This window comes from Thermococcus sp. (assembly GCF_026988555.1).
Classification (GTDB): domain Archaea; phylum Methanobacteriota_B; class Thermococci; order Thermococcales; family Thermococcaceae; genus Thermococcus.
Window position 1 is genome coordinate 98080 of record NZ_JALSLB010000054.1, and the last position, 23342, is coordinate 121421.

Consider the following 23342-nt stretch of genomic DNA (forward strand, 5'->3'; position numbering starts at 1 on the left):
CCTCACCGCAGAAGATTTTCGATCAGGGGATAAAAGTCTTTTCCAGAAAACGGTTTCAAAAGGGTCTTTAAGTTTTTTCCGAGGTTTAAACCACTTTCGTAGTTCGAAAGAGCCGGGTTGCCCACGTTCATTTCTACCATCTCCGGTTTCACCGAGAGAAAGCGTTAGGACTGGGTTAAGGCCAAACGGAAAGATGGGGAACCATGTGAAACGGGGATTAAAAACCGTTTTTGGGAAACCCTTATATTGAACAGAGTTGTCCAGTAGTATGGTGGGTAGAATGAAGGTATGGGTGGATATAACTAACGCTCCTCACGTTCACTTTTTCAAAGGGGTGATCCGGGAACTTGAAAGATCAGGCCACGAGGTTCTCGTGACAGCGCGAGAGTTCGACGGCCTGACCGACATTCTTGACATGTACGGCTTCGATTACTACGCCGTGGGTCAGCACGGGGGTGCCACACTGGAGGGCAAGCTCCTGATGAGCGCCGAAAGAATGTACAAACTATCGAAACTCATCATCGAGGAGAAGCCGGATATTGCCCTCTACAAACATTCCACGGAGGCCCCTAGAGTCGCCTTCGGGCTAAAGGTCCCAACCATAGGCTTCGTTGATAACGAGACCGCAGTTGCACAGAACAAGCTTATCCTCCCGTACACGAGCCTTCTCGTCTACCCTAAGGCCATAGATGCCTACGAGCTTCTCAGGTGCGGCGCCGACCCCAACGGCATGCGCCCCCTGAATGGTTTCGCTGAGCTCGCCCATCTCTACGGTTTTACCCCGGATGACGGCGTCCTTAAGGAGCTCGGATTGAAGCGCAACGGTTACCTCGTTATGCGCACCGAGCCCATTAAGGCCAACTACTTCACGGGCGACGCCGAAAAGAGCATCTTGGAGGACGTGATTCCTCTCCTCCCGGACATTCAGATAGTGCTGTTCCCACGTACCGAAGGGCAGAAAAAGCGGCTGGAACATTTCTCAAACGTTATAATACCAGACCATGCCGTGGACAGTTTGAGCCTTCTGTACTACGCAAAGATTATGATAGGAGCAGGGGGGACGATGAACCGGGAAGCGATAGCCCTTGGAACCCCGACCATCTCAACTTACCCCGGAAAACTGCTGGCGGTTACCGAGTGGCTGGTTTCCAAGGGGTTGAAATTTCACTCGACTGACCCACTGGAGGTTGCCCGTGCCGCCGAGGAAATGATGGAGATGAACGGTAGCTACCGAGCCTACATTCGGAGCATTGTCGCGGGCCTAGAGAACCCGATGAACGTGCTGCTCAGGGAAATAGAATCCTACGAGGAATCGGGGACCTTCACAACTGTAAAAATAGAAGAGCTATCCCAGACCGGCAACCCTGGGGGTTATATAGGCCTCAACAAACGCCGCAACGAGAAGGAGCAGAACTGATGCCGCAAAGAGCTTCAGAGCTCTCACTGCCCCTTCCTGGAATCTTTTACCCGCCTCACCATCACCCCCAACGATCTCCCTGTACCATACTATCCCTGCGGTTCCGGCCAGGGCCAGGGCCGGTATCTCAAACACACCATGGGGAATGAGCCCCAGGAGGATACGCTCCATTGAGAACCCCCGTACACTCTGAACCACCCTAACCACCACCCCCACCACGAAGCCGTTGAACCCCATTATGAGCCAGGGGCCCAGGCCGAAGAAGAGCCCAGATATCATCATAAAGAAGGCAACCGTAACGTTGTTCGTGAATATCTTGAGGAAGTTCCTGAAACTCGAGTCGTAAAGGGGGCCCATCCTCTGTGCTATAGACCGTGTAACGGTCAGAGCACCGCTGTTGTTTAACGCCGCGAAGGCGTAGCCCAGAAAGCTAACCCCTAGGAAAATGCCCAGCAGAAGAAGAAATGACCTGCCCGGAGAGAATCGCTTTGAGTTCCCTTCGCTCACCGTCCACCCTCCAACGCCCTTTTTAAAGCTATCTTGAAGTCCTCCAAGTTCACGTAGGGTGTTTCCACGTCAAGTCTAAGTGCAAAAAACTCGTCTATCATGCCATCCAGCTCGGCTACCCTTTGGCCCTCCAGTCTTCTTTCCAGTTCTGCAAGCGCGTCTTCGGGGTGCATGAAAAAATCCCCCGTTATCTTAACGTGTCTAGCGATCCCGTTCTCCTCGTCGAACTCAATCCTTATGAGGCCCTTTTTTGCTTTGTGTTCGCCCACCCTGTGTTCCATCCTACCTACCCCTAGAGTAAATTAGCGGGAGAAGTTTTTAAAGGTTGGGCCCAAGTGGGAGCGGTGGTGTGAATGGGATACGGCGAAGTTAAGGAGAAAATGAAGCTCATCCTTCAGGAAACCCTTGAGGACATGCTGAAAGAGGCGGGGAAAGAATGGAGCGGGGAGATAACGTTCGATGACACCCCGAACATCGAGCTCGGCGACTTCGGAACGGCGGTTTCGTTCCAGCTTGCCCGGGTCTTCAGGAAGGCGCCAAAGCTCATAGCGGAGGAACTCACGGAGAGGCTCGGTGGGAAGCTCCCCGAGGAAATCTCAGAGGTCAGAGCGGTCAACGGCTACATCAACTTCTACCTGGACTACGGCACCTTCGGACGGGAGCTCGTCCGCGAGATACTTGAGAAGAAAAACGCATACGGCGAGAGCGCGCTTGGGGAAGGGAAGAAGGTCATCGTCGAGCACACTTCCGTGAACCCGACTAAGCCACTCCACATGGGGCACGCCAGGAACTCGGTTCTCGGCGATACCATGGCAAGGATAATGCGGAAGCTCGACTACACCGTCGAGGTTCAGAACTACATAGACGACCTCGGCGTCCAGTTTGCCCAGGTTCTCTGGGGTTACCTGAACCTCAAAGAGGAATTCGACAGGATCGAGGCGGAGATGAGGGAAAAGGGCCTCAAGGAGGACTTCATTGACCACGTAATGGGGCTCCTCTACGTCGAGGTTAACAGGCGCATAGAGGAGAACCCCGATGTTGATGGGGAAGTTCGTGAGCTGATGAAGAAGCTCGAGGAGGGGGACAACGAAATAGCGGAAATCGGCAGAAAGCTCGCGGAGAGGGTTGTCAGGGCGCAGATGCTCACTACCAGCCGCATGAAGATAAACTACGACCTCCTCAGCTGGGAGAGCGACATAATGCGGAGCGGAATCTTCGATGAGGCCTACAAGCTCATCGAGGCCAACGAGAACTTCTTCTGGGCGGAGGAAGGCAAGTACAAAGGAGCCTTCGTGATGGACCTTAGAAAGCTCTTCCCGGACATGAAGAATCCCTTCCTCGTCCTCAAGAGGAGCGACGGAACCGCTACATACACCGGAAAGGACATAGCCTATCACCTCTGGAAGTTCGGAAAGGTCAGTGCCGATATGCTCTACAAGCCGTGGGAGAACGAAGAGCACGAAACTTGGACGACCGCCCCCGATGGGAAAGCGATGCCCGGGAAGTTCGGGAAAGCCGATGTGGTCATCAACGTCATCGGTGCCGAGCAGAAGCACCCCCAGATGGCCATCAAGTACGCCTTTCAGCTTCTTGGCTTTGAGGACTCCGCCGGGAACTTCCACCACCTTGCGTACGAACACATTGTCCGCGAGGAGGGCAAGTTCTCGGGCAGAAAAGGAACCTGGGTTGGCTTTACCGTCGATGAGGTTCTCAACGAGGCCGTTCAGCGTGCCAGGGCCCTCGTGGAGGAGAAGAACCCCGGCCTGAGCGGGGAGGAGAAGGGGCACATAGCCGAGGCCGTCGGGGTTGGCGCCGTCCGCTACAACCTCGTCAAGTACAGCCCGGACAAGGTGATAACCTTCCGCTGGGATGATGTTCTCAACTTCGAGGGAGACAGCGCCCCCTACGTTCAGTACGCCCACGCCAGGTGTGCGTCCATCCTCAGAAAGGCCGCGGACGGTGGCATCGAGACCGACTGGGAGGCCCTCATGGAGAGGGCGGACTTTTCGAGGCTCACCAACAGGGAAAAGGAACTGGTAAAGCTCCTCGCCAAGTTCCCCGAAGTCGTGGAGGGGGCGGGCAGGGACGTCAAGCCCCATCTCATCCCGTGGTACGCCAACGAGCTCGCCTCGCTCTTCAACAAGTTCTACATGGACCACCCCGTGCTCAAGGCGGAGGAGGGGATACTGGAAGAGCGCCTGCTGCTCGTCCTGGCGACGAAGCAGGTGCTGAGGAACGCGCTCGAGCTGCTTGGAATAGAGGCGCCGGAGAAAATGTGATCACTCCCTCAGCACTTTTTCCACCACGGGGTCTATTATCCTGTATCCCCCGTTCTCCTTTTTTATCCACCCCATCTTTTCCAAGTTCCTGATGAGATTGGTCAGCCTGGCGTTCGTTATGGGGCCACTCTTTGCTTCCACGTAGTCCTTTAACTCGGACCATCTTGATAGTCCGATGGAGACCGCGCGTAGGATGAGGGTGTACCTCGGGGAGCGTCTTTCAAGTTCTAGTAGTTCCTCCCGTATCATGCTCCTCGCCTTTGCCATCGTGGTTTCCAGGGCCTTTTCTGGGTCTCCCTTTTTCCAGTAATTGAATCCAAACTCAACGAGCCACCCGGGTATTCCATCCAGCTCGTCAACGGCCCTTCTGATGTCGTCCTTCGGTACGTTCAATCCAACCTCTGAGAAGCCCACTCTAAGGAACTCCTCGGAAAGCTCCCTCGGAAACGGTCTGACCTCAACCTCCTCGTAGATTCTTCCGTAGAGGGGGCTTGAGTAGTCATCCAGTCCCAGAAAGTCGTGGAGAAGTCCAACCTCCGAGCCTGTGAATACAAAACCCAGGTTGGGCATTGAGTCGTAGGCGTGGGCTATGGCAGCCAGCAGATCCTTTCCACCCCGGGAACCGTAGAATCTTAGATACTGGGCTTCGTCAAAGGCCAGGATGGCCTTATGGCCCGTTTTTTCCCCAATCCTGTTGATAACCTCAATGACGTCCATAAACCCCATGTCGCGGGATTTGATCTGGATTCCCCCAATGTTCACCTTCTCAATGCTCATGCCCCTGAGAAATCCAAAACGGCCCCTTCCAATGAGTATTCTACTGAGCTCGTCCGTTATCACTGAGGCGCTTATGTTTCCGCTCCCTGCCGCGTAGAGCCTGCGGGCATCGAGGTAGAGTCCGACTCCCTGATATTCGTTAAGGGCCGCCTTTAGAAGGGAGCTCTTACCCACGCGGCGGATTCCTATGATAAGGGTTATTGGGTACTCCCCCATGCCTCTGAGGATGGCTTCAAGTTCCTCCTCTCTGTCAAACATCTCCTCCCTTCTCTCCTTTGGTCTCGGGTCAAAGAGCATAGGTATCGCCCCCGATACCAGGTATCGGTACCGGTACTTAAAAACTTCCCGGAACCCTAAAATACCCCTTTCTCCAACACCTCCCGGTGGTTCCATGCGCGGTGTTATAGTGCCCCTTGTAACGCCCTTCAACGAGGACTACTCCATTGATGTTCCGGCCCTCGAGGAGCACATCGAGTTTCTCCAGAAGGTCGGCGTCCACGGGATATTCATCAACGCGACGACCGGTGAGTTCACGAGCCTGAACACCGAAGAGATGAAGTTCCTTGCCGAGAAGGGGCGCGAACTGGTCACTTCATCGTTCTATCTCGTGGGAACCACATCTTCCAACACCGTTGAGGTCGTTGAGCTTACGAAGCATGCCCAGGACATCGGCGCGGACTACGTCGTGATAGCGCCCCCCTACTACTGTCCCCTGGACGACAACGCCCTGTTCGCCCACTACTCGATGATCGCTGAAAAAACTGATATCCAGATCATCCCCTACAACATCCCCTCCTGCGCCAACCCGCTCAGCGTTTCCCTCATCAAGCGCCTGGCCCTAGAATATTCAAACATCGCCGGCGTAAAGGAGACCATCGACAGCATAAACCACATCAGAGACGTTATCCTTGATGTCAAGGGCGAGAGGAATGACTTCAAGGTCTTCACCGGCCTAGACCAGCACTTCCTTAACACCCTAATTCTCGGTGGGGACGGGGGGATAATGGCCTGCGCCAACTTCGCCCCAGAGGTTCACCTGGTCCTCTGGAAGGCGTTCCAGGAGAAACGGTTTGAGGATGCCTTTGAGCACGCCAGGAGGCTGGCAAAGCTATCCCGGGTCTACGACGTTGCATCATCCTTCGGCTCCGCGATAAAGCTGGCGATGTCGGTGAGGGGCTTTTCAATAAAACCGATTTTGAGGCCACCTTACGCTGTAGACGGGCCGGAGGTAAAGGAGAGGATAGAAAAACTCCTCACGGAGGTTCTTGGTTGAAAACTACCTTCACAGAATTTTATACCTCAGAAAAGCCGCTATTCCACCGAAGGCCTTGTAGAACTGCTGACCCTCCTCGGTGTCGAGGGATATTATCTCAACGTCCGCACCGCTATCCTCAGCCATCTTTATGAGCTCCTCCGCCACATCCCACTTTTCAACCGCAACGTTCTGACTGCCGCACTTGGGGCAGTGGGTGAGCTGTTTTCTGTAAACGTGGAATTCGGGCTCGTTCATCGTCTTGAGTTCCTCCCAGCCGCAGTTGTTGCACTTGGCCTTCACGCGCACCTTGTCGTAACCCTCACTGATAAGAAGCTTGTCCACCGCGCCAAGCTCCAGGGCTTTTCGAACCTCGTTCTCACCGTAGGTTATCATTCCGGTGTCCTTAACGAGATGGCGGAAGAACCCCTGGATGAGGTGGCGCTCCTTTATGGCCTCGTGTTCGCTGAGTATATCACTGGCCTTCTCAACCAGTTCCTTAAGGCCGTACTCTCCACTGTAACTTATATCGACGACACCTATTATCTTCTTTCTGAGCTCATGGTGAAGGTACTCCTTCTCTATGAAGTCCTCCTTGGTCGGGCCGGGGCCGCCGATTATTATACCCTTTAGCTCCCCCTTTTCGAGAAGCGGAAGGAAGGCATTCGCCGCGTGATCCGCTATGCGCTTCATGAATTCGTGGGTCTCCTGCTCGCGAATCCTCTCGTAACGCCTCGCAGACTGTCCACCGGCTCGGGTCTTTCCGGGGACATTCGACGTGAGGTCATCTATGAGCTCTATCCTCTTTCCCCTAAGCAGACCGATGGTCGCTTCGTTCTTCTCAACGGTGATGAGGCCATAGGCATCTTTGACGCGGAGCATCTCCTCCAGGGGCTCGGTAATGAACGTCTGGTCGCATCGGTAGAGGCGAACCCTGAGCGGCTCGGGCGGGACTATGGCCCAGAGCCTTATGTCGCTCACTCCCTCCTGCTCACTAACGTTGCCGGTGAACAGTGCCAGGCCATTCTTGGGTGTCTGTCTGTAGAGTTTGAGATGTTGCATGGCCCTTTCCAGTGCCCCGAGGACGTTTTTTCGCGTTGACTTGCTTTTGATGTTCTGAGCGGTACCGTATTCTTCTCTGAGCTGCTGCATAACCTTGTTTATATCGTAGCCGTCGGGAATGTAGAGACTGACGAGTTCAGTTGCTCGACCTCGATAACCTTTCAGTTCCTCCACCTTTTTTTTGAGTTCGTACATCTCTGCTGACTTATGAGACATGAGGATCACCTTCCGAACCTGTTCTTCTCGCCAAGGGAAGCACGAAAACGGAATTTATAAAGGTTTGGAAAGCTAAATCAGGGAGAGAAAGATCAGGATAAACACGCCCACGACACCGCCCACGGCTATTATAAAGAAATTTATCAAGGTCAGATGGATGTTTGTGACGCCGAGGAAGTTCAAAACGCCCACCAGAAGAAGGCCCACAATGGCGTTGACGGCAAGCCACTTGATTATCGCCAGCGTGAGCTTCAAAACTATCCACACAACGAATATCAACAGAAGGATGAGCAGGAGGGACGGCAGTATCATCTCCCCTCACCCGAGTTTTTCGAGGGACTCACGCGCGATTTCGCCGAGTGGAACCCATTTCTTGCCCTCAAAGGGCAGTATGACCTTTTCCTCCACGTCCACCAGACCCTCCAGCTTTGGAACGGCCTCGATGGCATTTAGCTCTCCAAGTATAAAGGCTGCAAACGCTTTCGTCGTGCTGTCCCCCTCGTCGATCTCTTCGATCAGCTCATCAACGACTTCGCCCCTCAGGGTTCCAAGTTCCGTGGGGAGCTCCCTAATCATGCCATAGAGGAGCACCATCGCGTTCTCCTTGACGTAGGGATTCCTGTTCCTTGTCATCTCCAGTGCTTTTAGGAGAACGACCTTAACATGAGGCTTCAGGACGTCGCGGTTCTGCCTGAGAACCTCCCCCAGGAGAAGGAGCGTATCCCCCCTTATCCCCGGCGCAGGATCGTCCAGCAGTTCAACAAGCCCGTTGAGTGCCTTTTTGTCCTTGATGACCATCGGGAGCACTTCATCAAAGCGCTCATTCATTATGAGCTTCTTTATCTTATCCCTCTTCGAACCAAAGGAAAGGAACGCCATAGATCACCACCCAGATAACGCTAAAACGACAACCTAAAAAGGTTTGTCCCCCTCATCCAGTACTGCTGTTGCTTAAATTATGAAGATTTTCGGAGATTTCGTTGCCGGTGGTGTTCATCTTGGACCCCGCCCATATCGCAAGCCCCTTAACCCCTATCAGCTTGTAAATTATTACAGCCGCTATTAACATCCCTACAGCAAACATCAGTATATACTCCAGGGATGCCTGAGCTTTTCTACCCATTACTAGCCACCCATGTACATTCGTTGGTGCACGAACAGAAGGAACTACATGAATAGAAAAATAAAACGATAGTCCAAAGATCAACCACTCTGGTTCAGCTGGTTGAGGGTGCTGTTAAGCTCAGTCCCCGTGCTGTTTATGGTGTTGGTGGCACTCTTTGTCCTACCCCTGAGCTGCCTGACCACGATCAGGATTATTATCAGGGCAGCTGCAATCATAAACAGGTACTCAATTGCACCCTGGGCCTTTCTCTTCATGGTTTCACCTCCAGAGGGATTACTTCATCCACTAATGCACAGAAAAAGCTTATATATATTTCTGCTCAGATTTGTGAGTAATGTACTCAATATTGCCGGGTGAACAGGGGTGGTCACGTGCAATTGATTAGTATCCAATGTGAATCGGCTAGTGTTGAGGATTGTGTAAATACCATTGTAATTAAATCAAAAGAGATACTTTCCTCTGCACCAGGTTTCATATATTCATCCAAAATTTCCCTAAGCTTTGGGGCGTTTATGAACCTGAACGTGACCATATTGCTCGACACGACGGTTACAATGGCTAAAGGGGTTCTGGTAGAACACGCAACCGGCAGAAACAGAGGGGATGCAGTCTCTAAAGCTCTTGAGCTCCTCAATGCGAAGCTGCCGGAAGAGGCGAAGGTGGTCGACTTTGAGGTTGGAACTTACACCACCCCCGTTACCCGAAGAACCTACGGTGTTGCCGTGGCTATTTACAACATATCCCCAGAGCACAGGGCACTTCCGAACCTGACGATAAAGGAGCGGAGGGCCCTGCTGGCCAATGTCCTCCGGATATTCAACTACAACCCTAGGGTCCTGAACATCTCGGAACTGGCGAGAACGTTTGGGGTCTCACGGGACTCGATATACTACGATATCGAGCAGATATTGAAGGAGAACGGACTCAGCCGGTGACCCAGAATGGCCTGGGTGTGGCCGAGAGTACGAAGATTATAACGGCAATGAGCGCCAGTACCACCCTCCTCCTAGATATTGGACTCGCCTCATCCAGAGCCCCGGGATTTCCCATGGCACCCATCATCAGGACGAGGATCCCCCACAGGGCCCACCCGACCCACAGGTAGCTCATGGCCAGCATGCCGAGCCCCAGTGCCAGAGTGAAGTAGTAGTGCGCCTTCTCCCCAAGGAACGCCCTGGCTATATGCCCCCCATCCAGCTGGGCGGCCGGGACGAGGTTCAGAAACGTCACGAGGATACCCACCCAGCCGGCAATCGCCACGGGATGAAGGAAGACGGTGCCGTTCTGAGGAAAGTTAACGATGTATTTCTCTAGCAGGATGAAGAACAGATTCTCGCCGAACAGGATACTCTTACTGGTGGCGGGCATCGACACCCCTGGGACCACCGCTGAGAGCCGCAGTCCTATCACACTTACGGGAATCGCAACGAGAAAACCCGCGATGGGCCCGCTGACGCCGAGGTCTATCGCAGCGTTTCTTGTTGGAAGGGGTGATTTAACCCGTATGATGGCCCCTAGAGTACCCAGAAAGTTTGGAAACGGGATAAAGTACGGAAAAGTTGACCTTACGTTGTGGTAGGCGGCGGCCACCTTATGCCCCATCTCGTGGGTTCCCAGTATGGCCATGAGGCTGACCGAGAACGCAATCGCATCCAGCCATGGGTTTCTGATCCCGGGTAACCCGTACTCATCGAGCAACGCGATGTAGTTCACGGCCAGGTAGTAGCCGGCTAGAAGCGTTGTTGCTATAGTGGCCAAGAGGAAAGCGATCGGAAGCCAGAGGTTGTCCTTTTTAGGTGCCTGGGCTGGAAAAACGAAGAGAAGGGTCTTGCCTTCGCGTCTTTTGAGGGCCGCCCAGTAGCCCGTCTTCTCCAGTTCTCCAAGGATCATCTCAAAGTTCCGCTCAAATATCTCATGAACCTCATAGACAAACACGCTGCCGTCCGTCTTAATGAGTTCTGCATTGTAAAAGCGTTTGATTGTCTCCGCGACCTCCCGGGGAAGGACCGGAGGGCCGGCGGGTACCGGGAGCTCCAACGGCTGTACGGGCACTTTCTCCCCGTTCCTCGCATAACCCACCAGCACCATGTCCCCGCCGCACTTGGGACAGGCCCCCTCAAGCAGGGGTTCGTTTGAATCCACTTCCTCTCTGTGGCCGCAGTTTATGCACTCGTAAATTCCCCGGACCATTTTTGCCTCCCGATAAGGAAGAAGGTGGAGGGGTTAAAAACCCTACTCCCCAGAGTTGAGAACCTCCACCTCCCCCGAGTCTCCGTTTACCCTAACCCTCGCCCCGTTCTTAAGCTTCGAAACGTCTATTCCATCCACCATCGGAATCTCCGCTATTATTGCTCCGGTTGCGACTATGGTCTCAGCCTCACCAACTATTATCGCTCTGGGGGCCTTGCCGTTCTTTTTAAGCGCGTAGATGACGTAGGACCCAACGGTCGAACCCTTTCCCCGGGGAAACGCCAGAACCTTCCCGGCTATGTTCTGTCCTTTAATATCGCTCTCCGCGTCGGTCACCACCCCAGTCTCAGGGTCAACCCCACCCAGAAACGAGAGGGGTTTTTTAGAGACCACAAGCTCCCCCTCAGCAGTTCCTCCCACCACTCTTCTTCCCTTAAGTCTCATGCTCTCACCTCACGGGGATTCCATGATCAGCTTCTCGACATCGTCGAGTCTCACACTGAAGCCAAAGGAGCGGAAGTAGAATGCGCTCTTCCCGCTGTTGGTCGCTATGCCGTTATACCAGCCCCTGACGGGTGAAACCACAAAGCACGCATCAACTAGGATCCACCCGTTGTACCTCTCTATAACCTCCGTGTAACCAAGGGAATCCGCCAGGGCCTTCACCGCCCGACTAGCGGTTATGAAAAGGGGTATCCTGAGAGGTCTTCCACGCAGTCTCAGGAGTTCCGCGATCTCCTTAACCTCGGGAAGCGACGCGTGTGGACACCCAACGAGTACCATATCTATCTCGCTCCAGTCATCCGAGAAAGCTTCTTTTACGGCCCGTATGTCGCTCCTCTCCACTGATATCGTTTCAAGTTTATCGACAACGACCTGGCGATACTCCGGGGTCTCCCCCTCCACGTGGTAGAGCGCTATCGAACCGCTCGCTGCCATAGCCGCCCCCATCTCCTTGAGAAACTCGGTTCTCTCAGGCTTCAACCCTTTAAAGTAAGGCACATCGTTGCCGAGCGTCCTGCCCAGGTGATAGCCAAGGGCCGCGTAATCAACGAAGGTCCTAACTTCAGCCCCCACGTCCACGACCACGGTCGCCCGTCTGTTCTCATCAAGATGTAGACCGTAATTTGGGGTTTTACCGACTATTGCGGCGGCCAGACTCGATGGGCCACCCTCCCTGTTTGTTCTGGCCCCAATTATGGAGTTTGCGAAACTCACCGCGGAACTCTCACTCCACGCAAGATGATCGCCGAACTTTGGCAGGTTGGCACCGTAGTAGGGGGTGCAGGTGGAGGTTGTTTCTACACCCATTGATCTGTAGAGCTCAAGCACCCTTTTCTGCTTCTCCATAAATCCTTCGTCACCTATTCCGGCTGGATTCAATGTTGTGTAGACCGAGACCCTTGCCCCAGTGTTAACAAAATCCTCCAGAAACTCTATTCCTGCATCCCCGATGTTCTTATAGGAAACGCCGGCAACCTGAGCACTCTTGATGGGAATGAGGCGGTCGGCATCGTAGATCTCCCCAAGCGCCACGAGTATCTCCATCGCCTTCTGGAGGGCGTAGCCATACTCTCCCTCCAGAACCATCTCCTCCTCCTTGGTCAGGTACATCACACCACCTATATCCCTGAGATTTCAGGGTTTATAGGCATTTTCTTCCAAATATCGTGAACATTCAATTTGTGCCATATGCTCAATTTTGGGATTAACTAAAACTAATAGTTCAATGTCAATTTGTGTACTTATAAACTTCGAAAGGTTTTTATACTTTGAGCACAAAGAACAGGATGAGGGGGGCTCTATGAATATGTTGAAGTTGGGGACAATTGTTTTTTTTTGGAACAGTTATGATGTTGTTGGCTGATACCGCCGCCGTGGTAGCTTACGCTCCAACATACGATGTTGTTCTCTCAGACAACGGCCCCGATTTCTACGCAACTACCACCGTTGGGATATGGCCATTCCATTACGAATTCAAGATGCAGGGTACGTTAGGAACATACACAACATCCTGGTATCAAGGTTCTGGATGGAGTTCAATATTCATCCCGTTCTTGGGCACATTTTCCCTCGACGTTGCAACTGCCCATCTGACCAACACAGAAGGATTTGATATGTTCAAGACGTACTCAGCACCCGGATTCACGGAGAGCTTCTTCTATCCCTACCCTCGGGACGATGAGGGCGGTCCCAGCTCAAAGCTGGTTATTGGATGGCATTACGTTAACGTTCAGGAGGAATGAGGTATGAGAAAGATTCTGGTCGCGTTTGGGATTCTGCTCCTAGTGGGGAGCACCTTGGGGGTGGCTTACGCCCTCGCGGAGCCGCCGTCAAAGGAGGCCCTCCTCAGGGGCATTGAAGGAGTGAACCACTACTCATTCACCAGGGAGGTCACCTTTGAGCAGTTCCACGTTAAGGGCATATACAACGGAACCTCAGGGCACGTGGAGAAGAGGTTCGCGTACGCCGGGAAAGTCGTGGCTAGGGGTAAGGTTGATCTAACCAGCGGGACGGTGGAGGAATACGAGGAGTTCTACATGAATGGTACGCTCGTGATGAGCGGGAACGTTACGGTCAACCTCAGGACCGGAAACGTAGGCGGCAGGGTGAAGCTGGCCAACGGAACGGTGATGGACGTCGTTGACTTCTGGAAAGGATACTTCGGAATCTCTAGGGAAGAAGCCATGCTGATGTTTCAGGAAAACCTCCCTCTCGTGTCCCTCCGTGAGAGGCTCCAAGAAGGTGGGAAGATTGAGATAGTCGAGAACGATCCGGTTGGGAACAGAATTCTGAGGGGTCTCGGCCTTGAAGGAAAAACGTATTCATACGACATAAAAACGCCCTCCGGAACGACCTGGACCCTCACAGTGGACAACAGAGGAAGACCTGTGAGGTTCGCCTCCGAGGGGAGGAACGCAAAGGTCGCGGTGGTGATAGAACCCACCGGGTGAAAGTCTTTTCTGTTTGCCCTTATTTACCGGTGTCTCGGTGATCCTCCGCAAGATTTATAAACCCTGCACGGTTCACTACCTAACGGGTCGAGCAGCGGGGTGGGGCAGCTAGGAGTGCCCGCCGGGCTCATAACCCGGAGGTCGGAAGTTCAAATCTTCCCCCCGCTACCAGTTGTTTACCGGGATGATATTTTTCTGGTGTCCTGTACTAATAGCTCTCAAGATTACAATTGTGGAGCACAGTGATGATCTATGGGGCGGGCCAAGGTTTAATTGAGTACCCGTTTATGCTTACCGCTGCAATTGGCATAGTTGCCTTTACAATATTACGTAGTGATAGAGCTCTTGTCCACAAATTCCGAAAACTCCAAGGTCGTTATTTCCTATGTGGAGTACAACCCCCGGCAGCGACGTGAGCGGTGGATACATCCTTATAACGAACGAGGGATCCGCCGACGTTGGGATGGGTGGAGGGAGGCTGATGGACGAAAGCAATCATGTTTATATTTTCCCCGCAGGTTTTATTATAAAGACGGGGGCCGAGTGTTAAGGTTCACCCGGCGAGGGTACGGACACTGAAACGGATCTATACCGGGCAGGAAGCAAGCAGTATGGAACAACGACGGGGACACCGCCTGCCTGTACGATGTCGAGGGAAACCTTGTGGACAGTTGCAGCTGGAGTGGAAAGGAAGGAGGAGCCGTCAGCTGTCACTGACGGCAAACTTTTTAAACTCCTCCTTCTACGCCGATGCGAAGGGGCGGCTGGCGGGAGCTGGCCGTCACCAGGAGGGGTATGATATGGCAAGGATACACGCGAGAAAGAGGGGTAAGTCTGGTTCTAAGAGGCCACCGAGGACCGCTCCGCCGACCTGGGTCGAGTACACGGCGGAGGAGGTCGAGGGGCTCGTTATCAAGCTCAGGAAGGAAGGCTACAGCGCTGCCATGATAGGGACGATCCTCAGGGACCAGTACGGCATTCCGAGCGTCAAGCTTATCACCGGCAAGAAGATAACCAAGATCCTTGAGGAGAACGGCCTCGCTCCGAACATCCCCGAGGACCTCATGTCACTCATCAGGAAGGCCGTCAAGCTCAGGAAGCACCTTGAGATGCACCCGAAGGACAGGCACTCAAGGCGCGGATTACAGCTCACCGAGAGCAAGATCAGGAGGCTCGTCAAGTATTACAGGAGAACCGGCAAGCTGCCCGCCAAGTGGAGGTACGATCCGGAGCAGGCCAAGCTCTTGGTTCGCTGACCTCTCTCCTTTCTTATAAGGTGGTAAAATGGACAGGGGCGCTTTCTTAGAAAAGGCCCGTGAGGGAGCAGAGCTAATCAAAATGCACATCGAGTTAGGACACACTATCCGCCTCATCTCCCACCGCGACGCGGACGGTATAACAGCGGGTGCAGTGCTGGCGAAGGCCATAGCCAGGGAGGGAGGAAGCTTCCAGTTAAGTATCGTGAAGCAGGTCAGTGAGGGCCTTGTTAAAGAACTTGCACGCGAAAAACACCGAATCTACGTTTTCAGCGACCTGGGTAGCGGGGCGATGGGCTGGATAGAGTCATACCTGAACGATGCCACGGTCGTCGTTGCCGACCATCATCCGCCTGAGAGAGAGGAGTTCACGAATGACTCCCATCTACTCGTGAATCCAGTACCCTTTGGTGCCAACAGCGTCCGGGATCTCAGCGGTTCCGGTGTTGCCTACTTCGTCGCCAGGGAGATGAGTGATAAGAACCGTGATCTGGCGTATATTGCCCTCGTCGGTGCCGTTGGTGATATGCAGGAGATAGACGGAACCTTCCACGGGATGAACCTCGACATTATCGAAGACGGTAAAGGGCTTGACATCCTAGAGATCAGAAAAGAGCTCAGACTCTTCGGCAGAGAGAGCCGCCCTCTGAGACAGATGCTTGCCTACGCGACTAACCCGGAGATACCAGGGATAACTGGGGATGAGAGGAATGCGATCCAGTGGTTAAGGGCCAAGGGCTTTGACCCCGATGCCCACTACTGGCAGCTCCGTGAGGAGGAGAAGAGAAAGCTCCACGACGCCCTCATAATCCAGATGATAAAGTATGATGCGCCCAAGGAATCCATAGACCGCCTCATTGGAGACGTGGTCGTAAGTCCCCTGTATCCGGAGGGGGACGTGAGGCACGAGGCCAGGGAGTTCTCCACGCTGCTGAACGCCACCGGAAGGCTCAACGCTGGAACGCTAGGGGTTGCGATATGCCTCGGGGATGAGGAAGCCTACAGGAAAGCCCGGAAGATGTTAGACGATTACAAAAAGGAGCAGGTTGAGGCCAGAAGGTTCATAATCCAGAACTGGAACATGGCTGACGAGGGGGAGCACGCCTACGTGTTCTATGCGGGCAGGAACATCAGGGACACGCTGGTCGGGATAGCCGCCAACATGGCCATAAACTCCGGGCTGGTGAACCCCGAGAAACCGGTTGTGATCCTGGCCGACAGCGACGAGGATGAGAACCTGGTGAAAGGATCTGCAAGAACCACAGAGAGGGCCCTCGCGAAAGGCTACCATCTTGGGGAGGCCCTGAAATACGTTGCAGAGAGGCTGGGAGGAGAGGGAGGAGGACATGCAATAGCTGCTGGAATCCGCTTCCCGAAATCAAAGATCGACGAGTTCGCCAGGCTCCTCAACAGAATTCTAGGGGAGCAAGTGGACGGGGGAAAGACGAATGGAGATTGAGGCAAACGTGGAGATAACATGGCATTACGGGGGCGAGGAACTCGCAAGGGCAATAGCGGAGGCCATCCACGTTGACAACACCTCAATACCAGGCCGGCTAAAGAAAAGTTTAAATGTGAAAACCCTATGGGTTGATGGAGACGCCATAACAAAGGTTAAATACTCGGGTGAGATTGAAACCCTCATCAAAGCGCTGGATGATTTGGTGTTTTCGATCAAAATCGCTGAAGACGTCACTGAAAAGGTGTGAAGGATTGGAGGTGTTAAGATGGCAAAGACTAACCCAAGGAAAAAGGCTGCCGCAACCAAGGATAAGTGGAAGTCGAAGGAGTGGTTCGTGGTTTACGCTCCAGACTTTTTCGGAAGCAAGGAGATAGGTTTGACCCCGGCGGATGAACCGGAGAAGGTTGTGGGGAGGGTAATCGAGACAACACTCAAAGACCTCACCGGAGACTTCACCAAGGGACAGGTTAAGCTCTACTTCCAGGTTTACGACGTCAAGGGACAGAACGCATACACCAAGTTCAGGGGACACACCCTTGCGAGGAGCTACATAAGGAGTCTCGTCAGGAGAAGAAGCACGAGGATCGATGGCATCTACAACGTCACTACTAAAGACGGTTACAAGCTCCGCGTAATGGGTATGGTCATAGCCTACAGGCGCATCCAGACCAGCCAGGAGAGAGCCATACGTGACATCATACACGACATCATCTACAGGAAAGCCGAGGAACTTACATACAGGGATTTCGTAACCGAGGCCGTAACCGGCAAGATGGGCGCTGAGATGGCCAAAGAAGCCAAGAAGATATACCCAATAAAGCGCGCCGAGATCAGAAAGATAAAGGTTCTCGCCGAACCGGAGGCTTGACGCCTCCACCCTCTTCTAGGTTTGAAGTCTTGGTTCCATTATCCGCTGGGCATCAGGAGATAGTACACAACCGCCCCGGTAAGGCCGCCAAGGAAAGAGGCTAAAAAGTTCGTGGAGTTGTTATCAGTTATCCCCCGGTTCTCAAGGGTTGCACCTATCAAACTGTCCAGATTTACCCCGATGAAGCCTCCCACAACAACGGCCAGGAGCATCAGCATTTTATTTCCGGTTAGGGGAAGGGCAAAGATAGCAATTGCAAATGAGCCGGCAAGGGCAAACAACTCGCCGACAAGGGTGACGCCACCGTTGGTCCCCGCTTTCACGGGTTGGAGGTTCGTTATAAGGCGGGGCCTCCCACCAAATATCTTACCCAGTTCGCTTGCTAGGGTGTCCCCGTTGGCAGTGGCTATCGCCGCAAAGGACGCCGCCCAGAATACGTCCCTCCGGGAGACGTACTCAAACAGGATAAAGATGAGGGCACCAAGCCCGTTCCCCAGAACGTTGCCCCAGCCCCTGACCCCGTGGTTGTGTTGGGCTATACCAAGCCTGGATTTCTCATGAAAACGATACTTCGTGGCCATGACGCCAAGGATAACGAAGAACAGCAGTGCCAGGAATGGATAAACACCACCGAACTCCAGTATTAAAAGGCCCAAAAAGGCAGCGGCAAGACAGCCCTTTCTATCGAGGGCCCCCGATCTGTACGCAAGTGTAGCCAACAGGCCAACTATCACCGAGCTCTCTGCCAGTCCCTGGAGCACCAATACCACCTTGTCCTGATTCAAGCGATGCTTTATTACCTTTTCTGCAGACCATCGTTAAAAATAAAAACTGAGCCCGAACGCTCAGAGGGTCTCGAATTTAATCGTGTCAGTAACAAACGTTATGTCAAGGCAGTCTATCGCGTGCACTTTCTTAGTTATCTCAGAGAGTATTCTATCCATCTCCTTCATGTCCTTTGGACCCGCCACGTGGAGGATGAGGTTGTGTGACCCTATCGCCTTCTGGATCACCTTCACGTTCTCGTTTTCTTTCAGCACCTCGATGACACTATCTACATCCGTGCCGGGCTTTAGTGTTATGCCCAGGAGGGCGTACATGTACCCCAGGGAATCATAATCGGGGATAACGGTGTACTTCTTGATGATACCGTTCCTCTCGAGCCGGTCCATCCTGCGGGAGACCCTCTGCCTGGTAGTGTCAAGAAGCTCGGCCAGATCCTTATAGGTAAGCCTAGCGTTCTTTGCCAAGAGCTTCAAAATCCTGATATCGATGCCGGTTATTTTATCGGCCATCTCACCCACCTCGACCATCTTTAGTTTTCAATAATGCCGGAGCTATATAAAAGTTTTTCCGTTATCTTGTAAACTTTTCAACAACTTAACCTTTAGTTCACAACTTTTAATAAAATGCAACGTATCCCCTGACAGGAGCATGACATTACGTCACTATTTAGGACCTTGAAACGGGGGAAAGGGGGGCCAAATGTTACTTTAAGTTCCATTTCTCATATCCCGCCGCCTGTACTTCTCAATGCTCTCTCCAAGGGCCTCTTCCAGGTCAATCCCGTAGTGGTTGGCTATGCAGGAGAGGGCGAACATAACGTCACCCACCTCTTCCCGAAGCCTCACCAAATCCCCACCACTTTTTACGCCCTCCACCTTTAGCATCTCATCCGCCAGTTCTCCAACCTCCTCAACAAGCGCAGCTATCATCTTAAATGGTGTCCAGTACCCACCCAGTTCCTGGATCAGCTCATCAACCTTGACCTGCTCATTTTTCATAACGGCACCCTCAAACGATCTCGGTCGTTATTCGTTCAAGATAGTTCTTGATGGCCTCGGAGTTCGTTCTGTAAAAACGCATTTTTCCCTCTCTCCTCTCCTCCAGCAGCCCTGACTCCTTCAAAACACGCAGATGGTGGCTTATGAGAGTCTGGTCTTTTTCAAGTATCTGCGATATAAGACAGACGCACAGCCATGTGTCCTTAAGAAGCTTGAGCATCTGGAGGCGTGTAGGGTTTGAAACGGCCTTCAGGAAAGTAAGGGCATTGGGATTGACGTTGGGGTCTACCTCAGTGTCGAGGTCAAGGATATCGCATGATTCTGCACAGCGAAGCACGGTGCTCTTCTGACCGGCACTCAGTTTCTCAACGACTTCCGCAAGTCTCATCTTCCTCACCGTAACCAGTTAGTCCTCAAACCTTTAAGAATTTTTGCTCACATGAAAATAATTAGGGAGTACGGGACGATCAACATCTCGCTCTTTCAGGCCTCACCTTGTGGTGTGAGAGGATCAATCAACTATCAACACCTTCATAGGACCGCCATCACTTCCGTAGGCCACGATGCTCTCCTCGGTGAAGGGGTACGCGATTATTATATGGACTCCCCCAAACTTCGAGAAGAACTGGAGATCCGCCGTCGAAGGGCGTGCGTTTGGTACTGGATGTGAGTGCACGGTACCCTTGATGTTCTCGTCCATGGGAAGCATCCAAGTGTTGAAAAAGGCGGAGTTCCTCCCAAAGTGGCCCGCAGGGGCTATAAGGACTTCCTCAAACACCCCCTCCCTCTCCCGCAGGAACCCTGCAAACTCGTTGGGGTAGAAGTCCCTAGCGAGTTCAAGCAAGTACTCCAAGAGTTCTCTTCTTATCCTCACGCTCGTTTTCATGCCACTCACCTATTTAACCGCAACCTTAAAGAACGGCAATGGCGTCGATTTCAATTTTTGCCCCTTTTGGGAGATGCGACACCTCAACAACCGCTCTGGCTGGTCTGGAAGTGCCGAAGTACCCTTCGTACACATTGTTGAACTTCTCAAAGTCCCTCAAGTCGATCATGTACACGGTCACCTTCACGACGTTATCGGAGCTTCCACCGGCGGCCTTAACAGTAGCAAGGACGTTCTCTATAGTGATCCTCGCGGCCTCCTCTATGGGCCCCTGCACGAGCTCCCCCGTCCTAGGATCTATGGGTATCTGGCCGGAAACGAAGAGCAGCTGCCCTTCCCCCACTACTCCCTGGCTGTACGGGCCTATCGGTTGAGGGGACTCGTTCGTGGATATAAAGCTTTTACCCAATGGTATCACCCCGTTAGTGTGCCGTCACCCTGCCTTTTCAAGGTACTTCTCAAGGGACTTTGCCGGGATATCGAGGGGTAGTCCTATCTTTTCGAGGGCTTTTCTGAGTGCGTAAATCCTGGCGTGTTCCACAAACTCCCTCCCAGCGTAGTTGGAAGGGACAAAATGCCGGTACTTTTCAAGAACGAGCGGTATCTCAGACTTTCTCACCTTTTTAAACTCCCCAAACCATGCGTCTATGCCCTTCACATCGATCCCAGCGTAGGTGGGGAGCTTGAGGGTTACCGTCTCGTTTATACTTGCTAGTAGCCTCGCTACCTCCGCCATTGGGGTGTTCTCGTCTATCATGATTCTTTTAACCACTATCCATCCTCCATGTTTGGCCGTGAAGTTCACGTGATCCTCCGGAAACGGAAAGACGACACTGACATCGGTAATCGGCCTCTCAGGATACTGAACCGTCATCTTCCTGGAAAGGGTTTCCCTGACGAGCAGGGCCCTCGCCACGTCCACAAGATGCTTCCTTATCTTCTTGTTTTCCTCAAAGACCAGCGAGCCCAGTTTCCTGGAGATCCCCGGTGATTTCATGGCGACTACCGCGTCCGCAAAATCCTTCGTTGAGAGCTCCTCCGCCAAGCTCAGAATACCAGCGACGTTCATGATCCCAGTCAAATATTCGGGTATCTTGGGGTTTACCGTGTTGGCAACACTCGCCAAGAAATGGGCCACGTTTTCATCCCTTAAGTCCAGGAGCTTGTCTCCAGCCTTCCATTCTCCATGTCTAACCGTGAACATTACATGATCCTCTACCCTCATCGTCTCCACCATGAATACTTTCGGGTCCCCGTATTTTAGCTTTTCCTCTCATTGAAAAAAGTTATAAATCGCCCTGAGAATGCGGGTTCAGAGGGTGAGAGAGGGAGAGACTATGGGCGAGGACGAAAGTATCAATATGGAAGCTCAATCTCAGCCGGTATACGGGGAAACCCTTGATTTGGGACTCGATTTCAAAACCACCGAGGACATAGAGGTACCTGAGAAACTCATAGACCAGGTCATCGGTCAAGAGCACGCGGTTGAAGTGATAAAGACCGCCGCAAACCAAAAGAGGCATGTCCTTCTTATCGGTGAGCCGGGAACCGGAAAATCTATGCTTGGTCAGGCGATGGCCGAGCTCCTTCCTGTTGAAAGTCTGGAGGACATCCTCGTCTTTCCGAATCCAGAAGACGAGAACATGCCCAAAATAAAGACCGTACCAGCGTGTCAAGGAAAGCGTATAGTGGAGCGTTACCGCGAGAAAGCCAAGGGACAGGAGAACATCAAGTCGTACCTCCTTCTGATGGTGATATTCACCGTGATGATGGCCCTGTTTCTGCAGTTCAATGCAACGACGCTCCTCATGGGTATCTTCGTTATAATAATAACCATAATGGCTTTATCCAACATGCGCATGCGGACGTCCGTTCTGGTTCCAAAGCTCCTTATAGACAACTGTGGGAGGGGTAAAGCCCCATTCGTCGATGCAACAGGTGCCCATGCTGGGGCGCTCCTCGGCGATGTGCGCCATGATCCGTTCCAGAGCGGTGGTCTGGGTACACCCGCCCATGAGAGGGTTGAACCCGGTATGATACATCGCGCCCACAGGGGCGTCCTGTTCGTGGACGAGGTGGCAACGCTGAGTCTCAAAATGCAGCAGAACCTCCTCACCGCAATGCAGGAAAAAAGATTCCCAATAACCGGACAGAGCGAGATGTCCAGCGGCGCCATGGTCCGGACGGAACCGGTTCCCTGCGACTTCATCCTGGTGGCGGCCGGGAATCTCGATACCGTCGATAAGATGCATCCAGCACTGCGTTCCCGTATTCGCGGATACGGTTACGAGGTGTACATGAGGACCACGATGCCTGACACAATAGAGAACAGAAGAAAGCTCGTTCAATTCGTTGCACAGGAGGTCAAAAGGGACGGCAAGATACCTCACTTCACCAAGGAGGCCGTTGAAGAAATAGTCCGCGAAGCCCAGAAGCGCGCCGGCAGAAAAGGGCACCTCACGCTCCGCCTTCGTGATCTGGGCGGTATAGTAAGGGCCGCAGGGGATATAGCAATTAAGAAGGGCAGGAAGCACGTTGAACGCGAGGACGTCCTAGAGGCAATGAAAATGGCAAAACCGCTTGAGAAACAGCTCGCAGATTGGTACATAGAGATGAAGAAGGAGTACCAGGTCATCAAAGCGGAAGGGAACGAGATAGGCCGTGTCAATGGTCTGGCGGTCATAGGGGAGCAGAGCGGTATAGTCCTCCCCATAGAGGCGGTCGTTGCCCCGGCCGCGAGCAGGGAAGAGGGCAAGATTATAGTCACCGGGAAGCTTGGCGAGATAGCAAAGGAGGCCGTGCAGAACGTTTCGGCGATAATCAAGAGGTACAAAGGAGAGGACATCAGCAAGTACGACATCCACGTTCAGTTCCTGCAGACATACGAGGGTGTTGAGGGGGACAGTGCTAGCATAAGCGTTGCCACCGCAGTTATCTCGGCACTTGAGAACATCCCAATAAGACAGGATGTTGCGATGACCGGCTCCCTCAGTGTCAGGGGTGAGGTGTTACCGATAGGGGGCGCCACGCCGAAGATAGAAGCGGCGATCGAGGCGGGAGTAAAAACCGTCATAATCCCCAAGTCCAATGAAAAGGACGTTTTCCTGAGCAGGGACAGGGCAGAGAAGGTGGAGATAATCCCCGTTGAGACGATAGATCAGGTTCTTGAGATAGCGCTGGAAGAAGGGGGGAGAAAGGAGACCTTGCTCCACCGCATAAAAGATGCCCTCCCACTCAAAGGGGCGGATTGATCCCCCCTTTCCCTTTTCACAGTCGACCACCTATTGGGTTCTGCGGCTGGTTCAC

30 protein-coding genes and 1 tRNA gene are annotated in these 23342 nt (G+C 53.0%); 12 read left to right on the top strand and 19 right to left on the bottom strand.

Annotated features, from left to right (window positions below):
- Positions 1–2: 2 nt before the first annotated feature.
- Positions 3–140, bottom strand: coding sequence for a hypothetical protein (locus MVK60_RS08330; protein WP_297438292.1), 138 nt, complete (start codon positions 138–140; stop codon positions 3–5).
- A 140-nt stretch (positions 141–280) separates the two neighbouring features.
- On the opposite strand from MVK60_RS08330, the gene MVK60_RS08335 reads away from it, so the two are divergent.
- On the top strand, positions 281–1417 hold the full coding sequence (locus MVK60_RS08335) for a DUF354 domain-containing protein (RefSeq protein WP_297438467.1): 1137 nt from the start codon (positions 281–283) through the stop codon (positions 1415–1417).
- On the opposite strand, the gene MVK60_RS08340 is transcribed toward MVK60_RS08335, so the two are convergent.
- Complete coding sequence (locus MVK60_RS08340) at positions 1346–1924, bottom strand: stage II sporulation protein M (protein WP_297438294.1); 579 nt, start codon at positions 1922–1924, stop codon at positions 1346–1348. The genes MVK60_RS08335 and MVK60_RS08340 overlap by 72 nt on opposite strands.
- Positions 1921–2205, bottom strand: a complete 285-nt coding sequence (locus tag MVK60_RS08345; protein ID WP_297438296.1) for a lipoate protein ligase C-terminal domain-containing protein — start codon at positions 2203–2205, stop codon at positions 1921–1923. The genes MVK60_RS08340 and MVK60_RS08345 overlap by 4 nt, the downstream gene beginning before the upstream one ends.
- A gap of 72 nt (positions 2206–2277) precedes the next feature.
- On the opposite strand from MVK60_RS08345, the gene MVK60_RS08350 reads away from it, so the two are divergent.
- A complete protein-coding gene (locus MVK60_RS08350) occupies positions 2278–4203 on the top strand; it encodes an arginine--tRNA ligase (RefSeq protein WP_297438298.1) in 1926 nt (641 codons plus the stop codon).
- Here MVK60_RS08350 and MVK60_RS08355 read toward each other — a convergent pair whose 3' ends face one another.
- Positions 4204–5277 (bottom strand): ATP-binding protein, encoded by a 1074-nt coding sequence (locus tag MVK60_RS08355; protein WP_297438300.1) that lies wholly within the window; start codon positions 5275–5277, stop codon positions 4204–4206.
- Between the two features lie 94 nt (positions 5278–5371).
- Here MVK60_RS08355 and MVK60_RS08360 point away from each other — a divergent pair, with 94 nt between their 5' ends.
- The gene (locus MVK60_RS08360; protein ID WP_297438302.1) at positions 5372–6253 is read left to right on the top strand and encodes a dihydrodipicolinate synthase family protein; all 882 of its coding nucleotides are present in this window, start codon (positions 5372–5374) and stop codon (positions 6251–6253) included.
- Positions 6254–6262: 9 nt separating this feature from the next.
- Here the strand turns inward: MVK60_RS08360 and prf1 are convergent, their stop codons facing one another.
- The 5 genes from prf1 to MVK60_RS08385 form a co-directional block, all read right to left on the bottom strand.
- Positions 6263–7510 (bottom strand): peptide chain release factor aRF-1, encoded by a 1248-nt coding sequence (gene prf1 / locus MVK60_RS08365; protein WP_297438304.1) that lies wholly within the window; start codon positions 7508–7510, stop codon positions 6263–6265.
- Between the two features lie 72 nt (positions 7511–7582).
- A complete protein-coding gene (locus tag MVK60_RS08370; RefSeq protein ID WP_297438306.1) occupies positions 7583–7822 on the bottom strand; it encodes a hypothetical protein in 240 nt (79 codons plus the stop codon).
- 6 nt (positions 7823–7828) lie between these two features.
- Positions 7829–8389 (bottom strand): hypothetical protein, encoded by a 561-nt coding sequence (locus tag MVK60_RS08375; protein WP_297438308.1) that lies wholly within the window; start codon positions 8387–8389, stop codon positions 7829–7831.
- A gap of 52 nt (positions 8390–8441) precedes the next feature.
- Entirely contained in the window at positions 8442–8633 is a 192-nt protein-coding gene (locus tag MVK60_RS08380; protein ID WP_297438309.1) for a hypothetical protein, read from the bottom strand.
- A gap of 80 nt (positions 8634–8713) precedes the next feature.
- A complete protein-coding gene (locus MVK60_RS08385; protein WP_297438311.1) occupies positions 8714–8890 on the bottom strand; it encodes a class III signal peptide-containing protein in 177 nt (58 codons plus the stop codon).
- 258 nt (positions 8891–9148) lie between these two features.
- On the opposite strand from MVK60_RS08385, the gene MVK60_RS08390 reads away from it, so the two are divergent.
- Positions 9149–9571, top strand: coding sequence for a hypothetical protein (locus tag MVK60_RS08390; RefSeq protein WP_297438313.1), 423 nt, complete (start codon positions 9149–9151; stop codon positions 9569–9571).
- Here MVK60_RS08390 and MVK60_RS08395 read toward each other — a convergent pair.
- Genes MVK60_RS08395 through MVK60_RS08405 form a run of 3 tightly spaced genes read right to left on the bottom strand, consistent with a single transcriptional unit; the run spans position 9561 to position 12440 of the window.
- Positions 9561–10826, bottom strand: coding sequence for a site-2 protease family protein (locus MVK60_RS08395; RefSeq protein WP_297438315.1), 1266 nt, complete (start codon positions 10824–10826; stop codon positions 9561–9563). The genes MVK60_RS08390 and MVK60_RS08395 overlap by 11 nt on opposite strands.
- Positions 10827–10868: 42 nt before the next feature.
- Positions 10869–11270, bottom strand: a complete 402-nt coding sequence (locus tag MVK60_RS08400) for a DUF126 domain-containing protein (RefSeq protein ID WP_297438317.1) — start codon at positions 11268–11270, stop codon at positions 10869–10871.
- 9 nt (positions 11271–11279) lie between these two features.
- The gene (locus MVK60_RS08405; protein ID WP_297438319.1) at positions 11280–12440 is read right to left on the bottom strand and encodes an aconitase X catalytic domain-containing protein; all 1161 of its coding nucleotides are present in this window, start codon (positions 12438–12440) and stop codon (positions 11280–11282) included.
- A gap of 236 nt (positions 12441–12676) precedes the next feature.
- Here MVK60_RS08405 and MVK60_RS08410 point away from each other — a divergent pair, with 236 nt between their 5' ends.
- The 7 genes from MVK60_RS08410 to MVK60_RS08440 all read left to right on the top strand — a co-directional run bounded on the left by MVK60_RS08410 (position 12677) and on the right by MVK60_RS08440 (position 17366).
- Positions 12677–13072, top strand: a complete 396-nt coding sequence (locus MVK60_RS08410) for a hypothetical protein (protein WP_297438321.1) — start codon at positions 12677–12679, stop codon at positions 13070–13072.
- Positions 13073–13075: 3 nt separating this feature from the next.
- Positions 13076–13780: a hypothetical protein gene (locus MVK60_RS08415; protein WP_297438322.1), complete on the top strand. Its 705-nt coding sequence runs from the start codon at positions 13076–13078 to the stop codon at positions 13778–13780.
- A gap of 93 nt (positions 13781–13873) precedes the next feature.
- Positions 13874–13951, top strand: a tRNA-Met gene (locus MVK60_RS08420).
- A 629-nt stretch (positions 13952–14580) separates the two neighbouring features.
- Complete coding sequence (locus tag MVK60_RS08425) at positions 14581–15036, top strand: 30S ribosomal protein S15 (RefSeq protein WP_297438324.1); 456 nt, start codon at positions 14581–14583, stop codon at positions 15034–15036.
- A 28-nt stretch (positions 15037–15064) separates the two neighbouring features.
- The gene (locus MVK60_RS08430; protein WP_297438326.1) at positions 15065–16495 is read left to right on the top strand and encodes a DHH family phosphoesterase; all 1431 of its coding nucleotides are present in this window, start codon (positions 15065–15067) and stop codon (positions 16493–16495) included.
- Positions 16485–16745: a KEOPS complex subunit Pcc1 gene (locus MVK60_RS08435; RefSeq protein ID WP_297438328.1), complete on the top strand. Its 261-nt coding sequence runs from the start codon at positions 16485–16487 to the stop codon at positions 16743–16745. The genes MVK60_RS08430 and MVK60_RS08435 overlap by 11 nt, the downstream gene beginning before the upstream one ends.
- An 18-nt stretch (positions 16746–16763) precedes the next feature.
- On the top strand, positions 16764–17366 hold the full coding sequence (locus MVK60_RS08440; protein WP_297438330.1) for a 30S ribosomal protein S3ae: 603 nt from the start codon (positions 16764–16766) through the stop codon (positions 17364–17366).
- 38 nt (positions 17367–17404) lie between these two features.
- On the opposite strand, the gene MVK60_RS08445 is transcribed toward MVK60_RS08440, so the two are convergent.
- The 7 genes from MVK60_RS08445 to MVK60_RS08475 form a co-directional block, all read right to left on the bottom strand.
- Positions 17405–18127, bottom strand: a complete 723-nt coding sequence (locus tag MVK60_RS08445; protein ID WP_297438469.1) for a TIGR00297 family protein — start codon at positions 18125–18127, stop codon at positions 17405–17407.
- Between the two features lie 84 nt (positions 18128–18211).
- Entirely contained in the window at positions 18212–18661 is a 450-nt protein-coding gene (locus MVK60_RS08450) for an Lrp/AsnC family transcriptional regulator (RefSeq protein ID WP_297438471.1), read from the bottom strand.
- Positions 18662–18859: 198 nt separating this feature from the next.
- Positions 18860–19150, bottom strand: a complete 291-nt coding sequence (locus MVK60_RS08455; protein WP_297438332.1) for a MazG nucleotide pyrophosphohydrolase domain-containing protein — start codon at positions 19148–19150, stop codon at positions 18860–18862.
- A gap of 10 nt (positions 19151–19160) precedes the next feature.
- On the bottom strand, positions 19161–19538 hold the full coding sequence (locus MVK60_RS08460) for a helix-turn-helix transcriptional regulator (protein ID WP_297438473.1): 378 nt from the start codon (positions 19536–19538) through the stop codon (positions 19161–19163).
- Positions 19539–19661: 123 nt separating this feature from the next.
- Positions 19662–20036: a Mov34/MPN/PAD-1 family protein gene (locus MVK60_RS08465; RefSeq protein WP_297438475.1), complete on the bottom strand. Its 375-nt coding sequence runs from the start codon at positions 20034–20036 to the stop codon at positions 19662–19664.
- Between the two features lie 25 nt (positions 20037–20061).
- Positions 20062–20445, bottom strand: a complete 384-nt coding sequence (locus MVK60_RS08470; RefSeq protein WP_297438334.1) for a Rid family detoxifying hydrolase — start codon at positions 20443–20445, stop codon at positions 20062–20064.
- A gap of 24 nt (positions 20446–20469) precedes the next feature.
- Entirely contained in the window at positions 20470–21261 is a 792-nt protein-coding gene (locus MVK60_RS08475; protein ID WP_297438477.1) for a DUF2666 family protein, read from the bottom strand.
- A 112-nt stretch (positions 21262–21373) separates the two neighbouring features.
- On the opposite strand from MVK60_RS08475, the gene lonB reads away from it, so the two are divergent.
- Complete coding sequence (lonB, locus tag MVK60_RS08480; RefSeq protein WP_297438479.1) at positions 21374–23287, top strand: ATP-dependent protease LonB; 1914 nt, start codon at positions 21374–21376, stop codon at positions 23285–23287.
- Positions 23288–23342: the final 55 nt, after the last annotated feature.

Coding starts and splice junctions, on each gene's coding strand:
- MVK60_RS08330 (WP_297438292.1), bottom strand. CDS start 140: ATGGTAGAAATGAACGTGGGCAACCCGGCTCTTTCGAACTACGAAAGT.
- MVK60_RS08335 (WP_297438467.1), top strand. CDS start 281: ATGAAGGTATGGGTGGATATAACTAACGCTCCTCACGTTCACTTTTTC.
- MVK60_RS08345 (WP_297438296.1), bottom strand. CDS start 2,205: ATGGAACACAGGGTGGGCGAACACAAAGCAAAAAAGGGCCTCATAAGG.
- MVK60_RS08350 (WP_297438298.1), top strand. CDS start 2,278: ATGGGATACGGCGAAGTTAAGGAGAAAATGAAGCTCATCCTTCAGGAA.
- MVK60_RS08355 (WP_297438300.1), bottom strand. CDS start 5,277: ATGCTCTTTGACCCGAGACCAAAGGAGAGAAGGGAGGAGATGTTTGAC.
- MVK60_RS08360 (WP_297438302.1), top strand. CDS start 5,372: ATGCGCGGTGTTATAGTGCCCCTTGTAACGCCCTTCAACGAGGACTAC.
- prf1 (WP_297438304.1), bottom strand. CDS start 7,510: ATGTCTCATAAGTCAGCAGAGATGTACGAACTCAAAAAAAAGGTGGAG.
- MVK60_RS08370 (WP_297438306.1), bottom strand. CDS start 7,822: ATGATACTGCCGTCCCTCCTGCTCATCCTTCTGTTGATATTCGTTGTG.
- MVK60_RS08375 (WP_297438308.1), bottom strand. CDS start 8,389: ATGGCGTTCCTTTCCTTTGGTTCGAAGAGGGATAAGATAAAGAAGCTC.
- MVK60_RS08380 (WP_297438309.1), bottom strand. CDS start 8,633: ATGGGTAGAAAAGCTCAGGCATCCCTGGAGTATATACTGATGTTTGCT.
- MVK60_RS08385 (WP_297438311.1), bottom strand. CDS start 8,890: ATGAAGAGAAAGGCCCAGGGTGCAATTGAGTACCTGTTTATGATTGCA.
- MVK60_RS08390 (WP_297438313.1), top strand. CDS start 9,149: ATGAACCTGAACGTGACCATATTGCTCGACACGACGGTTACAATGGCT.
- MVK60_RS08395 (WP_297438315.1), bottom strand. CDS start 10,826: ATGGTCCGGGGAATTTACGAGTGCATAAACTGCGGCCACAGAGAGGAA.
- MVK60_RS08400 (WP_297438317.1), bottom strand. CDS start 11,270: ATGAGACTTAAGGGAAGAAGAGTGGTGGGAGGAACTGCTGAGGGGGAG.
- MVK60_RS08405 (WP_297438319.1), bottom strand. CDS start 12,440: ATGTACCTGACCAAGGAGGAGGAGATGGTTCTGGAGGGAGAGTATGGC.
- MVK60_RS08410 (WP_297438321.1), top strand. CDS start 12,677: ATGATGTTGTTGGCTGATACCGCCGCCGTGGTAGCTTACGCTCCAACA.
- MVK60_RS08415 (WP_297438322.1), top strand. CDS start 13,076: ATGAGAAAGATTCTGGTCGCGTTTGGGATTCTGCTCCTAGTGGGGAGC.
- MVK60_RS08425 (WP_297438324.1), top strand. CDS start 14,581: ATGGCAAGGATACACGCGAGAAAGAGGGGTAAGTCTGGTTCTAAGAGG.
- MVK60_RS08430 (WP_297438326.1), top strand. CDS start 15,065: ATGGACAGGGGCGCTTTCTTAGAAAAGGCCCGTGAGGGAGCAGAGCTA.
- MVK60_RS08435 (WP_297438328.1), top strand. CDS start 16,485: ATGGAGATTGAGGCAAACGTGGAGATAACATGGCATTACGGGGGCGAG.
- MVK60_RS08440 (WP_297438330.1), top strand. CDS start 16,764: ATGGCAAAGACTAACCCAAGGAAAAAGGCTGCCGCAACCAAGGATAAG.
- MVK60_RS08450 (WP_297438471.1), bottom strand. CDS start 18,661: ATGGCCGATAAAATAACCGGCATCGATATCAGGATTTTGAAGCTCTTG.
- MVK60_RS08455 (WP_297438332.1), bottom strand. CDS start 19,150: ATGAAAAATGAGCAGGTCAAGGTTGATGAGCTGATCCAGGAACTGGGT.
- MVK60_RS08460 (WP_297438473.1), bottom strand. CDS start 19,538: ATGAGACTTGCGGAAGTCGTTGAGAAACTGAGTGCCGGTCAGAAGAGC.
- MVK60_RS08465 (WP_297438475.1), bottom strand. CDS start 20,036: ATGAAAACGAGCGTGAGGATAAGAAGAGAACTCTTGGAGTACTTGCTT.
- MVK60_RS08475 (WP_297438477.1), bottom strand. CDS start 21,261: ATGAGGGTAGAGGATCATGTAATGTTCACGGTTAGACATGGAGAATGG.
- lonB (WP_297438479.1), top strand. CDS start 21,374: ATGGGCGAGGACGAAAGTATCAATATGGAAGCTCAATCTCAGCCGGTA.